This window comes from Pantoea phytobeneficialis (assembly GCF_009728735.1).
GTDB classification, from domain to species: domain Bacteria; phylum Pseudomonadota; class Gammaproteobacteria; order Enterobacterales; family Enterobacteriaceae; genus Pantoea; species Pantoea phytobeneficialis.
Genome location: NZ_CP024636.1, coordinates 3,570,792 through 3,585,761, shown reverse-complemented (window position 1 = coordinate 3,585,761; position 14,970 = coordinate 3,570,792). Strand labels below are relative to the sequence as shown.

The following is a 14,970-nucleotide window of genomic DNA, read 5'->3' as shown; positions in this document are numbered from 1 at the left end:
GTAAGAAAAAACCCGTCAATTGACGGGTTTTGTTTTATTTCTTTTTCTTGCCCTGCTTCTTCAACAGCGCGCGAATCTGTTTCAGTTCAGCAGCACTCAGTTGATCGGTTACCGCTTCTGCTGTGTCCTGATTGTCGATCGCATCCTGCGCCGGAGCCTGTAGGCTCGCCTGCAAGCGATTCACAATTTCCTGACTCATAGAAATTTGGTTGTCCAGAGCCAGTTGTTTGATGTGTTCTTTCAGCGCAGGATCAATCTTAATCGTTAAATTAACGGTCTCGGTCATCGTGTTACTCCTTATTGATTTTCATCAACGTAGCGGAAGATGCCGAAAGTTAACAGGCTGTCATAAAAATTTAATATTAGACGTGTAGGGGACTGAAATCCCTCAACACCGATTCGTCCATCGAGGTCAGGTTGCCCTGAAGCTCCGCGCACAGTTTTGCCATATAGCGCACCAGGAAGTCGGCATTGTGTTCCGCCAGTTGGCGTCCCGCTTCGGTTTGCATAGTTTCAGGCAGGCGTAATAACTTCTTCTGGAAGTGATCCAGCGTCCAGTGCACATCATTCAATTCACGATCTTTGCCCAGAGGATCGTCGCTGTCGAACAGCGGGCGTCCCAGCGCACCGGCAGTATAAAATACCCGCGCCAGACCAATGGCACCCAGTGACTCCAGGCGGTCGGCATCTTGCACAATCTTCGCCTCAAGGGTTTGTGGCGCGATCGCGGCGCTGAAACTGTGCGCCTGCACGGCATGCGCGACAGCATCTATGTGGTCAGCCGGAAAGTCCGGGAAGTCTTGTTGCAGAATGCGGCGCGTCTCTTCAGCGGCGTAAGTTGAGGCCAGATGACGTTCCGGGTGGTTTTTCGGTAAGTTGACAACATCATGAAAGTAGCAAGCGGTCAGCACCACCAGCGCATCGGCATCGCTATTTTGCATAATGCGTGCCGCGCTCATCCAGACACGGCGCAGGTGGGCGATATCATGGGCTTTATCATCGTGCAGCCAGTTCTGCTGCAACCAGTTTTCGAAACGGTTTTGCCAGCCTGTTAGCGACATCGTGCTTCTCCTGTTATTGCTGTTATAAAGCACCGCCGTCAATGACGAGCGTGCTACTCCTGCAAACATCATAGCGGCCCGGTGATGACACTTTCTTTACACTCCTCCTGCATAATCAACTGCGAAAAAATGCGATCCTGATCCTGTTATAGCGCTGTTAACAGCACTTTCCCAGCACCACGCGCGTTTTCGGTATTTCCTCATCCTCGTTTCAGTTAAACGACTCTGTTTAGCAGTGATAATGTTTTAAAGCCATGCGGAAATAGTGTGTAACGGATTAATTCTGGTTTAACTCACTAGCTTAAAACCCGTCGGTCAACCGATCACCCACGACATATTCTGAAAGAGTTCCCATTGTGTCCGTTATAACGTACTGTATCTGAGAAAAATGCGATTTTGTTTTTCCATTGCATCCAATCAAGCACGTTTTTTGCTTGTGAGCCATTTTTAAAACTGAATACGCACTGAATGCCTGACTATAAGGCGACAAATTATTAAGCAAATTGATTTAAACCCATTATGCTAATTCTGCACATCCGTGGACGCGGATGGTTCAGCAAATTCTCCGGGTTGGTAACACAACAAGAGGTAAATCATGAAAGAACGGCCGATTCTTTTTTCCGAACAGCGGGTCCGCGCCCTGCTGGTTGGCCAGCAAACACAGACCCGGCGCATTATGAAGACTCAGGCTTTCGGCCCTGGTCAGGATCATCACGAAGGCGTACACGCATTTGACGTCAGTGCAAACCATCTGCACGGCTATAAACTGATGTCGATGTCAGACATCAGTTATCACTGCCCCTATGGTAAACCCGGCGATCGTCTCTGGGTGCGCGAAACCTGGCGTGGTCCGATCGTGCCTGAGGAACAGTTGGCAGAGTATGAACGCGAGCCACTCCCCTTCCGCGACCCGGTGTATTGTCAGTATCGCGCCGACAGCAATGAGCTGGGGCAGCAGGATGACAATGTGCAAGATGCGGAGCAATTTGGCTGGCAGACGGCCATCCATATGCCACGCTGGGCCAGCCGTATTGATCTTGAGATCACCTCCGTTCGTGCCGAGAAGATTCAGGACATCAGTGAAGACGACATCATGGCAGAAGGCGTGCAGACCGACTCGCACTTCCTGAATAACTTCTTCACCATGAATATGAACTCCGAGTCGCCTAAAGAGGCCTATCGCAAGGCGTGGCAGAAACAATACGGTGCCACCAGTTGGGAAGTGAACCCGTGGGTATGGGTGATCGAGTTCCAGCGTGTGGAGCGTGAAGGGTAAGTCCTCTCTCCGGCAGAGGTGAGGGGTAAACCTCTCACCTTTGCAATCTCAGTCACAGACAAAATTCTTACTAACAGGTTGAATAGACAGCTTTGATTCTGCGCTGGTAATTTTCGCTGTACCGCGCGAGGATACCGTCTTACGCCCTGAAGAGTGAGTGATGCGATGTTCAAATGGCCGTGGCACGCGCAGGTAGAAACTTCAGTCGCAGCGCTGCCGTGGCAACAAGCGCTGGCACAACCTATTTTCTCTCTGCTTGACGAAAACGAGCAAACCAGCCTCATCGCACTGGCACAGCGCTTCCTGCAACAAAAAAAAATCACACCATTGCAGGCATTGCAACTCGACGAACTGCGTACCGCCCGACTGGCGTTGCTATTTTGCCTGCCAGTGTTGAAGCTCGGCCTGGAATGGCTTGATGGCTTCCATGAAATTTTGATCTACCCCGAGCCCTTCAACGTCGATGACCACTGGCAAGATGACAGCGGCCTGGTGCATCAGGCGGCGGCGGTGCACGCCGGACAAAGCTGGACCCAGGGGCCAGTGGTGTTGAATGCGCTGGATATCCAGGATTCGTTTGATCTCTCCGGCTATAACCTGGTGATCCATGAAGTCGCACATAAACTGGATGCACGCGGCAGCGGCTACACCAGCGGTGTCCCGGCCATTGCCCTGCGTGATGTCGCCAGTTGGGAAAAAGATTTACTTCAGGCGATGGAGGAGATCGAAGCTGAAGTGGAGTTGGTGGGTGAACAAGCCGCCACCATCGATCCCTACGCTGCCAGCGATCCCGCCGAGTGCTTTGCCGTCCTCTCCGAATATTTCTTTAGCGCACCGGATTTACTGGCAGAGCGTTTTCCCGCTATGTACCGCCATCTGCAACAATTCTATCGTCAGGACCCCCTGGCGCGTTTAGCCGCCACGCGACCGGAAATTGCTTAAAGCGCGATCGCTTTGTATTAATGCTAGCCAGTTGAATACAAATGTATTTTTAGCTGTTGACAGCTCCGGCACTGCCCATTAATATGCGCCTCGTTCCAACGATTCCTCTGTAGTTCAGTCGGTAGAACGGCGGACTGTTAATCCGTATGTCACTGGTTCGAGTCCAGTCAGAGGAGCCAAATTCGAAGAAGAGCAGCCTGAAAAGGCTGCTTTTTTTTTGTCTGTAGCGGCGCGATTTATCGCGCTTTTTTGAAAACCTGTGCGATAAATCGCGCCGCCACCCGCTCGTAAAATCCAGAAACACTTGGTTTGTCAGGAAGCGTCAATAAGCACACGATCAAAAACGTACCAGGAGGTACAATAAGCGTGCTTATTAACTTTCTACCACTTACACCATGAAAACCATTTGTTTTAAAATCAGGCTATTGCCTGCCGCCCTCCTTTGCGCTTTGGCAGTACCTGCCGCACAAGCTACCGACTTCTTCCACCAGGACACCCTGACCGGTGACTGGGATGGCGCACGGAGCGATCTCGCCCAGCACGGCGTTAACTTAACCGGCGACTATGTCTCAGAAACCGCAGGCGTGTTGAGCGGCGGCCAGTCTTATGGCACACGCTACGCTCAGCAGATCCGTCTGGGTGCCACCTTTGATTTGAACCGTCTGTTCAATGCGCAGCACGCCGGTACGGTCCAGCTGTCAATCAACGATCGTCGTGGACGCAGCACCTCGGCGGATCTGGTCGGCAACCGTCTGCCAATTCAGGAAGCGTATGGCGGCGAATATACTCGCCTGAGCGAACTGAGCTACGCCAATTATCTCTTCACCCCGCAGTTGCAGTACAAGCTGGGCTGGCTGGCTATGGGGAATGATTTCGGCGGCCTGTCAATTCTGACCAACTTTATGAACGCAGGCTTCTGTGCTCACCCGCTGTCGATGTCAGGTGGCAGCGGCTGGGGTAACTACCCCAACGCCCACCTCGGCGGTGAGTTAAAGTACAGCTTCAATGACAGCTGGGCGCTGCAAACGGCGGTATTTAACGTTAACCCGGAACAGAACAGCGAATCGTCCCGTGCGTTTAAACCCTTTGCACCGGGCACCACCGGCTATATCGTCCCGGTTGAGTTGATCTACAACTTACAGGGTGAGTTACCCGGTCAGTACAAACTCGGTTACTACTACGACAGTTCCAACGTCGCACGTATCGACCAGCCCGATCGCCGTGCTGATAAACGCTGGGGTGCCTACCTGCTGGCCGACCAGACCATTTGGCAGTCCACTTCGCTGCGCAACCAGAACCTGCATATGTTTGGTCAGGCCACCACCACCGATGCCGCCACCTCGCCGTTCCGTCACTGGTACTCGGCCGGTTTGGTATTGACTGGACCGTTTGCAGCGCGTCCGCATGATGCGATTGCCATTGGTTATGGTCGTGCGGTGTACAACCAGCACAGTCGTGATAATGCCGTTGACAGTTTGCGCGCCAAAGGCGAATTAGCCGACGCAGAAATGGTAAATGGTCTGGATATTGGCGAACAGCTGGTTGAGATGACCTATACCCTGCAAGCAACGCCGTGGCTGTCGGTACGCCCGAGCGTGCAGTACATCAAAGAACCGGGTGCGTTCTCGAATAAAGAGATCAAAGATACCTGGGTTGCGGGTGTGCAGGTTAAAGTGAAGTTCTAAAACAGAATGCCTTCCGCAGAGCTTGCGGAAGGCAAAATTGCAGGGGATTAATGGCCGTTCAGCGCCACATCAACCGTTTTCAATACCTGATGCAACTGTGCCGCATCCACCTGTCCCGGTGCAGACGCCGTACCAATCATGCCAAAGGTCAGGTCATCACCAAACACTTCCCCGGAAAGCCGGGAAATCGCCCCCAGGCCGCCCATCGACATCGTCAGCAACGGTTTACGCGAGTAGTCATTGCGGATCTGCGCCGTAGCATCCATCAGTTTCACCACATCACCTGAATCATGCGGCATCACCGCAATTTTCAGAATATCTGCGCCCATGCTGTCCTGCTTACGCAGACGAGCAACGATCTCGCTGGTGGCCGGGGTTTTCTGGAAATCATGGCTGGACATCACCACTTTAATTCCGGCGGCATGGGCAGCGGTGACCACCTGGTGGATCACTGCCGGATCGCGGAACATCTCCACATCGAGAATATCGATAAAGTGATCTTTAATCAGCGCCAGATAGAGCTTGCCATACGCCTTATCGCTGATGGCTTTCGCGCCACCTTCAGACTGCGTACGGAAGGTCAGGATAAGGGGTTTAGCCTGCACTTCACCCGCAACCTGTTTGCCCAATGCGCCAACTTGCGCAGCATCGGTGGCGAAATTCAGATAATCAATACGGTATTCAATCAAATCGGCATCCGGGTTCGCGCCGATAACTTTGGCCTGCGCCAGAACCTGGTCGGCTGTCGCGCCGGTGGTAGGGATGATGACTTTCGGCATCCCTTCGCCAATGGTGGTCTGGCGAATGGTGATGGGTTGTGCGTGTCGTACGTTGACGGCCGCAGCCGGTGCGCTGGTGGCGGCAATGGCGCTGGTCACACCTGGCAAGGCCAGCAGCAAAGAAATCGCTAATACACTTTTATGCAAATTCATGGGGAGTTCCTGTTTCGCTAATGACACACCTGACTGGACGAGATCAGCTGCGAGGCTGTCTCTTTCCGGTCGGTTTATTGTTTTAGTTGCAGATGAATGCCGTCAGGTAATGCTGTGTCGCAGCTCGCTCAGGAATGGGTTATTGCATGGGGGCAGGCTTACTTAAAGGTGAAGTAGCACCGTCATCGGTGGTGGCAGTGGATGTCACATTCGCCACCGCTAAATCCGCGCTCAGCGGGGTCTGATAATGGATAGTGCCGTTACCCTGTGCATTAATGGCAACCATCTGATAGCCGAGGAAATGCTCCGCTTCGTCCATCGTTGCTTTGCTGTTGGAGAAAAACTCAATGCGGTAGGCAGTATTGGCCTCCCCTTTCACGCTGCCGTCGATGGTTAGCATCTGCTGGTCACGCACGACACGGGTAATGACCGGCGCAGGCTGATCTTTATTCGGCGTTGCTTCACATCCAGCCACGTTACCATCAATGGCGCAGATTTTTTCCAGCTTGCTGGTGTCATTGCCGATACCACCGCCACGATTACCGATAAAGGCCGCATGTTCGAGGCCTGGCACATTAAATACAATGGCACCGGCATAACCTGGCAGGCAGCTCCCACCGGCAAAGCAACGTTTAATGTCTTTGCCGTTGTCGACCATAATATTTTCAGTGATCCGGTTCACGGCCGGCCCGGTAATCCGGTTAATGCCAAAGCTGCCGTTTTTACCGGGTTCACCCTGCGGGCGCACGGAAACCGCCACCCGATTGCCGATCATGGTATTCCCGGCCACCACGTTGCCCGTCCCACTTAATGTCACCGCAGAAGAGAGATTGGTGAAGGTATTATCGGCAATGTAGTTGCGATTTCCCCAATTGAGCTGTACGCCGTCGGAATAATTTTCAAAATGATTATGAATCACTTCGTTGTCATTCCCCCACAGCATCTCCAGCCCCTGTGAAGGTTCCTGGTTATGTACGTTGTCGGTGGTGACAAAGTTATCCGCAATCAGGTTAAACGAGGCACCACGGGTGGCTTCCATCGCATCACCATTATTAATAAACGTATTGCGGATAATTTTATTACGCTCGGTGGTGGTGGCGGTCGAGTTACCCTTGCCATCATCCCCGGTTAACATAATACCGGCACCGCCATGATTACCGACGATGCGGTTATCTTCAATCACGTTGTTTTTGGCGCGATTCACCAGAATCCCGATACAGAAATTACGCACTTCAACCCCTTGCAGGGTGACATCATGGGTATCGCGCAGCACCAGACCCGGCATGGTCGTGGTACGCACATTAGCACCGTACTGGCCAGGGACGGCACCGGGGCAGGATTGCGGGTCCACACCTTTAATATATCCAGAACCGTCGATGGCGACATATTTCCCTTGTTTAAGGAAATCGGTGTTAATAATCTCTACCGGACCTTTAATTTCCGGTAATGGTTTATTAGGTTTGATAATCAGTGGCTGGTTATTGGCGGAGTGTAATTCAATACGATAATGTCCGGGATTTTGGTTGTTTTTTTCCAGCGCCCAGCGCAGCGTGCCCTGGCTGCCATCATCGGCAGGAGACGTCACCCGTAATACTTCAATACCTTGTGTTGCGTTATCTGCGGCGTGCGAAGCCAATGGCAATAGCAACGCTATTGCACAGGCAATGTTATTTTTAATCATGATGAATTCCGATCTGACTAAAGTAGCCGGAAATAAACACCGTTACTTTCCGGCCCCTGGTTTAATGACTTTTCCATCCCCGATATAATTGTTTTTTACCCTCCTGATTTAAAAGAAGCTGGTCCATAAAGAAGAGATTGGCATCGCCAGCACCAGAGCAGGCAACATATTGGCGACCGGGAAGATTTTAATGCCGCAAATGCGAAAGCCTGTGGCGAACATTAATACGCCGCCAACCGCCGAGAAATCAGCCTGCATCGCGGGCGTGGTTAACGGCAGGATAAACACCGCACCATAGGCGAGCAGTAGCTGAATAATCAGCTGAGGCACCGCAACCACCGCCACCGCGAAACCGAGCGACGTGGCAAAAATCGCGGCGGTAAACAAGTCGAGAAAGGATTTTGCAATCAGGACGCTGGTGTCACCGGTCATCCCTTCATGCATCGAACCGAAAATCCCGGTGCCGCTGGCGCAAAACAGCACGATGATCGCCACATAACTTTGCAGGAACTGCTCCTGCGACTCCTTATCCTGTTCGCCGGAACTGACGAACATCTCGACCAGTCCACGCGCTTTGCTGCCGAGCTTACCGATACCTTTTTCCAGATAACACAGCTCACCCAGCAACGCCCCCAGGATCACCGATAACACCATCACCGGCATATGGCTGACTTTCACCACCAGAACAATCCCCATACACATGGAAGCTGCACCGAAGATCAGCGGCATCGAGGTTCTGATGCGTTCTGGCAGACGCGAACTGAGCAACGCACCGACAATGCCGCCGATCAGCACGGCAGAGCCATTAATATAGGGTCCTATAATCACGATTTATTACTCCTGGTCATTAAAGTCACGTCTTCCCCCCAGCGCGGCAGATCGGCACAATCCAGATCCATCAGCCCCAGAGCACGCGCCACGCTGTGCGCAATTATCTCTTCAACAGTTTGTGGCCGCGCATAAAGCGCGGGCACCGGCGGAAACACAATCGCGCCGGATTCCGTCGCCTGCTGCATATTACGGATATGCCCCAAGTGAAGCGGCGTTTCCCGCACCATTAACACCAGGCGACGGCGTTCTTTCAACACCACATCGGCTGCACGCGTCAGCAGATTGTCGGTCAGGCCATTGGCGATAGCCGCCAGGGTGTGCATCGAACACGGAGCCACCAGCATGCCAAGGGTGCGGAATGAGCCACTGGCAATGGCGGCCCCGACGGCACGGATGGGATAAACCACATCGGCCATTTCCGCGACATCTTCAGCAGTAAGATCGGTTTCATGTTCGCGATTGAGGTGCCCGGCTGGCGAGATCACCAGATGGCTCTCCACCTCCAGCTGACGCAAATAACGCAATGCCTGTACGCCATAGGAAAAACCAGACGCTCCGCTAATGCCAACAATAACCCGTGGTTTACCGCTGCTTCGAATGACAGACCCTGACATGCTGCCTCCTTATTTTTTGTTGAAACCTGGGATGAAGCGATTCACATCCACTTCGAGGAATTCGCTACGGTGGAAGTTAGCTTTCAGGTGGTAAGGCACGGTGCAGTCAAAGATAGTTTTGCAGGCAATACCGTGGTCGCGTACTGACGGGCTGTAGGCCGGATCAGAGGACGGATCAAGCGGATGGCAACGTACACCCGGAATAAACACGGTATCGACATCGCCCTGATAACGGGTGGTCATCGCCCAGATCACATCGTTAATATCAAACACATCGACGTCTTCATCCACCAGCATCACATGTTTCAGCTCAGAGAAGGCGGAGAACGCCAGCAGTGCCGCCTGACGCTGACGACCTTCATCCGCCGGGGTGCGTTTTTTCACCTGCAACACCGCCAGATATTTGCCTGTGCCCGGTGTCGGACAGTGTACGGTCTGCACGAAACCTGGCAGCGCGCGTTCCACCATCTGCAAAATACTGGCTTCAGTCGGGATACCGGCCATATTGGTGTGTTCATCGCTGGGGCCAATACAGGTTTGCAGGATCGGTGAACGACGATGGGTAATGGCTTTGACTTTGATCACCGGCACCTGAGCCTGTGCCGCACCGGTATAACCGGGGAATTCAGGCATCGCTTTGCCGGAATTGGTGTTCTGGTCTTCACGTACACGTACACCGGGCAGCAACTCACCTTCAATCACCACTTCCGCATTGGCGATGGCGCGTGCTTTCACGGTCAGACATTCTGCTAACTCAACGGCCTGGTTACGCAGGCTGCCGGCAATCGACAATTCATCAAAGCCCAGCGGCGTTGTTGGCGGTTCAAAACAGGCACCAATCTCAATCGCCGGATCGACACCGATGCTGATAGAGATCGGCAGCGGTTTACCGGCCGCTTCAGCTTTCTGACGGAAAGTATCGAGGTGACGGCCTGGCACGAAATACATCGAGATTTCGTCTTTGCTTTGCACGCACAGGCGATGGATGGTGACGTCGTGTTCACCGGTTTCCGGATCGGCGGCGTAACACATACCGAGGGTGAAATAAGGGCCGGCATCTTCCGGGGTGTTGGTTGGCGCAGGCAGGATTTTCAGGATATCGAAGTTCGGATCGCTGGCCAGATGCACCACTTCCTGAGATACCGCTTGTTCACGCGGGATAACAATCGGCGCGATCGGGTTAGCGACCGAATCTTTCAGCATAAACGCCAGATTTTCCGGTGTGGTGCCAAACAGGCGTGCCACACGTTTACGTGAAGACAGCAGGCCGATAAGCACGCGCATATCGTTGTAGCCTTTGATTTTGTTGAAAATCATCGCCGGGCCGATTTGCGTCGGACGTTTTACCGTGCCGTGTGCACCGACATAACGGTAAACGCCGGATAATTCCGCGATCGGATCTACAGGTTCATCGGTGTAAATCAATTCATCATCGTACTGGCTTAACACCTCCAGCGCGGAACGTAAATCGGTGACTTTTACTTGCTTCTCAGACATCTCAATGTCCCTCTTGGTCGTGGTAACCGGTGATGCATCGGCGCAGACAGGCGCTGGCACACCTTGAGAACAACAGGAGCGAATTCAGTGGCATAGAACCGGCACCTCCCGTCGTTACCCCCACAGTGTTAGAGGATCACTGATAAGAGTCCAATAATAATACCTAGCGTTTTGATAAAGAGTTATTATCAGTAAAAATCAGGAGGACATCGATGGATTACCGACATTTACACGCCTTTGTCGTACTGGCGGAGGAGCTGCATTTTGGCAAGTCGGCACTGCGTCTGAACATCGCTCAACCGGCGCTGAGCCAGTACATCAAGGCGCTGGAAAAGGAGCTGGATCTTGCGCTATTCACCCGTGACCGGCGGCATGTGGCGCTGACGTTTGAAGGTGAGCAACTGGTGGAAGAGGCACGTATCGCATCCAGTCATTACACCAAGTTCCGCGAAAATGCGCGCAGTTTACGCCTGGGATATCGCGGGCAGATCAAGCTTGGTTACGTCGGTTCTTCGATACTCGACCCGGCACTCACGCTGTTAATTAATGGTTATCGCCAGCGTAAACCAGGCATTGATATCGTGATTGAAGAACGCAATGTTCACGAACAGCTTACACTTCTGTTAACTAATCAAATAGATATCGCCCTGGTACGCTCACCGGTGCCACGATATGATCATCTGGACTATCTCGATCTCGCCACCCGCCCGTTGATTGCGGTGCTCCCACGTCGCCACCCGCTGGCTTCCCAGCCGCGCATTGCGTTGTCACAACTTGCTGCTGAACCCTTTTTGATGCAGGAAGATCCGCCTGGGGTTGGCCTGGGCTGGTCAGCGCTGAACGCCTGCCAGCAGGCGGGATTTGTGCCACAGAAAATCCAACCCACCCGTGATGTCTCGGTGGCTATCGGTCTGGTGTCGATGGGGATGGGGGTCACGCTGGTACCCGAAACCCAGCGTTCGGTAATGATACCCGACGTGGCCTACTGTTTTTTGCAGGATCAGCATGCCACTTCAACGCTGACCATGAGCTGGCAGCGGGAGATAAAGAATAAAGCGTTACATGACTTTATCCAGTTTGCCCGTGAGCTGACACAATAGGCACTCACAGCGCGATAAATCGCGCCGCTACACCTCGGTCCAGCCACGCAGCAGGTTGTGATACATATTCAGCAGCGACAGCAATTCTTCGCTGTCGCCGTGACGCGCTTTCAGGCTCTGAATATTGCGGTCCAGCTCAAACAACATTGCGCGTTGTTTGTCATCGCGCACCATCGACTGAATCCACAGGAATGATGCGACACGCGCGCCACGCGTCACCGGTGTCACGCAGTGCAGGCTGCTGGAGGGATACAACACCAGATGCCCGGCGGGCAGTTTAACCTTGTGCTGGCCGTAGGTGTCTTCAATTACCAGTTCGCCACCGTCATAGCTCTCTGGTTCGCACAGGAACAGCGTGGCGGAAAGATCGGTGCGCATCCAGCCTGCCGCGCCGTTGTGACGCACCGCCCCATCGACATGAAAACCGTAGGTTTCCCCCTGCTCATAACGATTGAATAGCGGTGTGGAAATGCTGCGTGGTAACGCGGCGGAAAAGAACAGCGGGTTGTTGTTCAATGCCTGCAACACCGCCGCCTGCAACCGATCATAGAGCGGCGTACGGGTGTCGATCTGCTGGTTATTTTTCACGGTGGCACCCTGGCTGCCGACCGTTACCCGGCCATCTACCCACTCGGCCTGTTGCAGCAGCGTGGTGAAACTGGCGACCTCTTCCGGCGTGAGCACGGCAGGAATGTGATACATCATCGCGTTGTTCTCTCTTAAAACGTGGGATTAGCACATAGGTAGCGGCGCGATTTATCGCGCCGCTACAGCCGTTAGAAATGCACGTTAGCCGTCAACAGGAAGGTACGCGGCTCACCCGGATGGTAGCGGTAACCACTCTTGTTGATGGAGGCAACATAGTTGGTGTCGAAAACGTTGTAGACGTTAAGCTGCAAATCAAGGTTGTTATTCACCTTATAGCCCAGCTTCGCGTCTGCTACCCAGTATCCTTCGGTGTGGTCTGGCGTGCCCACCGCACCATCGCTACCGCGACGCAGGCTGCCAACATAACGTGCACCGGCTCCCACTGACAGTGCATCGGTGGCCTGATAGTTGGTCCACAGGGTGAAGGCGTGCTTCGGCGTATACGCCAGCGCCGATGAACCATCCTGCGCCACGCTGGCGCCCTCGGTTACAGAAGCATGTTGCAGGGTATAACCAGCGATCACCTGCCAGTCCGGGGTGATATTGCCGGTGGCCGACAGCTCATAACCTTCAACACGTTTCTTACCGTATTGCGAGTAGGTGCCATCGTCATTGGCGGACACTTCGTTCTCAATATCGGTACGGAACAGCGCCGCATTCAACAGCAAACGTTTATCCAACACTTCCCACTTGGTGCCCACTTCGCTGGATTTGGCTTTCTGCGGTTTGAAATCGGTACGGTTGGCGCTATTGCCGGTGCCACCCGCAGCCAGCGCAAAGTTGCTGCCACCCGGCGGTTGCTGGGAAATCGCGTAGTTAACGTAGACGTTACCATGCTCGGTCAGACGATACAGGGCACCGGCTTTCCAGTTGACCAGATTGCCTGATTTCGCGGTATCGACTGTGGTAACCGGCGTACCGGTCGCCACGCCCGCCGGACAGGCCAGCGCACCACGTCCGGTGCCACCACAGGCGGTGGCACTGTCATAATCGGTGTGATAATTGTCGAGACGAATGCCGCCGTTCAGCTCAAAGTTTTTGGTGATCGCCAGCGTATCGAAGGCGTAGATACCAAAGGTGTCGGTCTGGCCGTTGGCATTAGCACCGTTGCGATTCAACCCACCCAGCGAAATGCTGCTGATCGGATGGTAGATATTCACGACAGGTGCGGTAATCGGGGTGACACCGTAGTTGGTCTGGTTCTCACGAGTAAACTCTACCCCGGCGCTGACATCATGCCCGACCGAACCGGTAAAGAACTTCGAGGTGATATTGGTCTGGTTGGTCAGGATGCGGTTACTGACGTCTTTCAGGTTGACGTTACGCGTCCAGGTCCAGGTGCTGACATCGTTCGGGTTCGGCATGCCAATGGTGCTGCCCATCACCGCCGTCAGCAGATACTCCTGCTTCACCCGTGACCAGCGCGTGGTGTTACGGATGGTGGTGCTATCCGACAGGTCATGCTCGAAACGCATGGTCACCGTATCGGTGGTGGATTTATCGAAATCTGAATCGGTGCCGTAATAGTTACTGGTCGCGACTTTGCCAGACGTATTCAGCGCTGAGGACGCTGCGGTAGGCGAAGAGTAGCCCGGCAGCCCGATGGTCGGAATGCCGCCGTCCGGCGTGTTGTTCTGGTGAACGTGCAGATAATTGAGGTACAGGCGAGTAGAGGTATCAAGGCCAAACGCCAATGAGGGTGCCACGCCATAACGTTCATTCTGGATATTATCGCGACCGGCATCATGGGTTTTTTCACCCATTAAATTGAGGCGGAACGCAGCGTTATCGCTGATCGCCTGGTTGTAATCCAGTGTCCCACGACGCATCCAGGCGCTACCCACGCTGACCGACGCATCCAGGCCGGTATCAAGGCGCGGCTGTTTGCTGATCATGTTGATGGAGCCGGACGGCGCGCTACGGCCATAGTCGGTGCCTGACGGGCCTTTGATCACTTCCACCTGCTCGGTGTTAAAGGTATCGCGCGTCACGCTGCCAATATCACGGATACCGTCAACGTAGATGCTGTTGGAGGTATCCATGCCACGCATATACACCGCATCGCCGGTCGATGAACTGCCGTTCTCCCCGGCATAAAACGCCCCGACACCCGGAACGTTTTTCAGTGCATCAGTCAGGTTATTCACACCCTGATCTTTAATCACCTGGTCAGGGATCACCGTGATGGTACGGGTGGTATCCACCAGCGGTTGGGTAAATTTAGGATCGGCGGATACGCCAGGAGAATAGAGTGAAGGCGTTTGTGCCTCCACCACCAGGGTATCGTCGTTCTTTTTGGTGGTGTTGTCAGCGGCCAGCGCGGCGGCTGGCGAGATCCCGATGCACAGCCCGGTAAACAAGGTCAGCGAGTTAAAGCTGCCAAATGGCAGGTTGCGATTTTTATCCATTTTGAAAAGTGTGGGTTCGTTGTAGTTATTGACGCGCACAACGGGCCGTACAAAATGGCCCGCACCTCAAATGATAAGAAGAATGGTTATCATTTACTTTCGTATTTTTGCATGAGCGCAACGGTAAGGAAACACATTTCTTTACGCTAACATTACGAATTCAATACAATTGAAGGAAGTGAGGAGGGTTTGTAAGAATTATTTAAACAATGTGCATAAATTCGTCAGAAATGGGCAAAAAAAAAAGCGCGATAAATCGCGCCGCTACGGTTTCGAGCGATACGTAGCGGCGCGA

General features: G+C 53.4%; 13 protein-coding genes and 1 tRNA gene. 5 read left to right on the top strand and 9 right to left on the bottom strand.

Annotation, left to right across the window (positions count from 1 at the left end; genetic code table 11):
• Positions 1-34 precede the first annotated feature (34 nt).
• Together CTZ24_RS16515 and CTZ24_RS16510 are read right to left on the bottom strand one after the other, a co-directional pair.
• Complete coding sequence (locus tag CTZ24_RS16515; RefSeq protein WP_208724104.1) at positions 35-286, bottom strand: hypothetical protein; 252 nt, start codon at positions 284-286, stop codon at positions 35-37.
• A 76-nt stretch (positions 287-362) separates the two neighbouring features.
• A complete protein-coding gene (locus CTZ24_RS16510; RefSeq protein ID WP_021182843.1) occupies positions 363-1,061 on the bottom strand; it encodes a phosphohydrolase in 699 nt (232 codons plus the stop codon).
• 595 nt (positions 1,062-1,656) lie between these two features.
• Between CTZ24_RS16510 and CTZ24_RS16505 the strand changes: the two genes are divergently transcribed.
• The 4 genes from CTZ24_RS16505 to CTZ24_RS16490 all read left to right on the top strand — a co-directional run bounded on the left by CTZ24_RS16505 (position 1,657) and on the right by CTZ24_RS16490 (position 4,964).
• The gene (locus CTZ24_RS16505) at positions 1,657-2,337 is read left to right on the top strand and encodes an ASCH domain-containing protein (RefSeq protein WP_208724103.1); all 681 of its coding nucleotides are present in this window, start codon (positions 1,657-1,659) and stop codon (positions 2,335-2,337) included.
• 165 nt (positions 2,338-2,502) lie between these two features.
• The gene (mtfA, locus tag CTZ24_RS16500; RefSeq protein ID WP_208724102.1) at positions 2,503-3,279 is read left to right on the top strand and encodes a DgsA anti-repressor MtfA; all 777 of its coding nucleotides are present in this window, start codon (positions 2,503-2,505) and stop codon (positions 3,277-3,279) included.
• Between the two features lie 103 nt (positions 3,280-3,382).
• Positions 3,383-3,458, top strand: a tRNA-Asn gene (locus tag CTZ24_RS16495).
• A gap of 270 nt (positions 3,459-3,728) precedes the next feature.
• On the top strand, positions 3,729-4,964 hold the full coding sequence (locus tag CTZ24_RS16490; protein WP_244633995.1) for a carbohydrate porin: 1,236 nt from the start codon (positions 3,729-3,731) through the stop codon (positions 4,962-4,964).
• Between the two features lie 47 nt (positions 4,965-5,011).
• Here CTZ24_RS16490 and aroD read toward each other — a convergent pair whose 3' ends face one another.
• The 5 genes from aroD to CTZ24_RS16465 form a co-directional block, all read right to left on the bottom strand.
• Positions 5,012-5,896, bottom strand: a complete 885-nt coding sequence (aroD, locus tag CTZ24_RS16485) for a type I 3-dehydroquinate dehydratase (RefSeq protein ID WP_208724100.1) — start codon at positions 5,894-5,896, stop codon at positions 5,012-5,014.
• Positions 5,897-6,035: 139 nt separating this feature from the next.
• Complete coding sequence (locus tag CTZ24_RS16480) at positions 6,036-7,577, bottom strand: right-handed parallel beta-helix repeat-containing protein (RefSeq protein ID WP_208724099.1); 1,542 nt, start codon at positions 7,575-7,577, stop codon at positions 6,036-6,038.
• A gap of 108 nt (positions 7,578-7,685) precedes the next feature.
• Positions 7,686-8,405, bottom strand: a complete 720-nt coding sequence (locus CTZ24_RS16475) for a DUF554 domain-containing protein (RefSeq protein ID WP_021182837.1) — start codon at positions 8,403-8,405, stop codon at positions 7,686-7,688.
• Entirely contained in the window at positions 8,402-9,022 is a 621-nt protein-coding gene (locus CTZ24_RS16470) for a UbiX family flavin prenyltransferase (protein ID WP_208724098.1), read from the bottom strand. Before CTZ24_RS16470 ends, CTZ24_RS16475 begins: the two co-directional genes overlap by 4 nt.
• Before the next feature lie 9 nt (positions 9,023-9,031).
• Entirely contained in the window at positions 9,032-10,519 is a 1,488-nt protein-coding gene (locus CTZ24_RS16465; protein ID WP_208724097.1) for a UbiD family decarboxylase, read from the bottom strand.
• 212 nt (positions 10,520-10,731) lie between these two features.
• Between CTZ24_RS16465 and CTZ24_RS16460 the strand changes: the two genes are divergently transcribed.
• Complete coding sequence (locus CTZ24_RS16460; protein WP_208724096.1) at positions 10,732-11,619, top strand: LysR family transcriptional regulator; 888 nt, start codon at positions 10,732-10,734, stop codon at positions 11,617-11,619.
• 27 nt (positions 11,620-11,646) lie between these two features.
• Here the strand turns inward: CTZ24_RS16460 and ybiX are convergent, their stop codons facing one another.
• The gene (gene ybiX, locus CTZ24_RS16455) at positions 11,647-12,324 is read right to left on the bottom strand and encodes a PKHD-type hydroxylase YbiX (protein ID WP_021182833.1); all 678 of its coding nucleotides are present in this window, start codon (positions 12,322-12,324) and stop codon (positions 11,647-11,649) included.
• A gap of 71 nt (positions 12,325-12,395) precedes the next feature.
• On the bottom strand, positions 12,396-14,675 hold the full coding sequence (locus tag CTZ24_RS16450) for a catecholate siderophore receptor Fiu (RefSeq protein WP_208724095.1): 2,280 nt from the start codon (positions 14,673-14,675) through the stop codon (positions 12,396-12,398).
• Positions 14,676-14,970 lie beyond the last annotated feature (295 nt).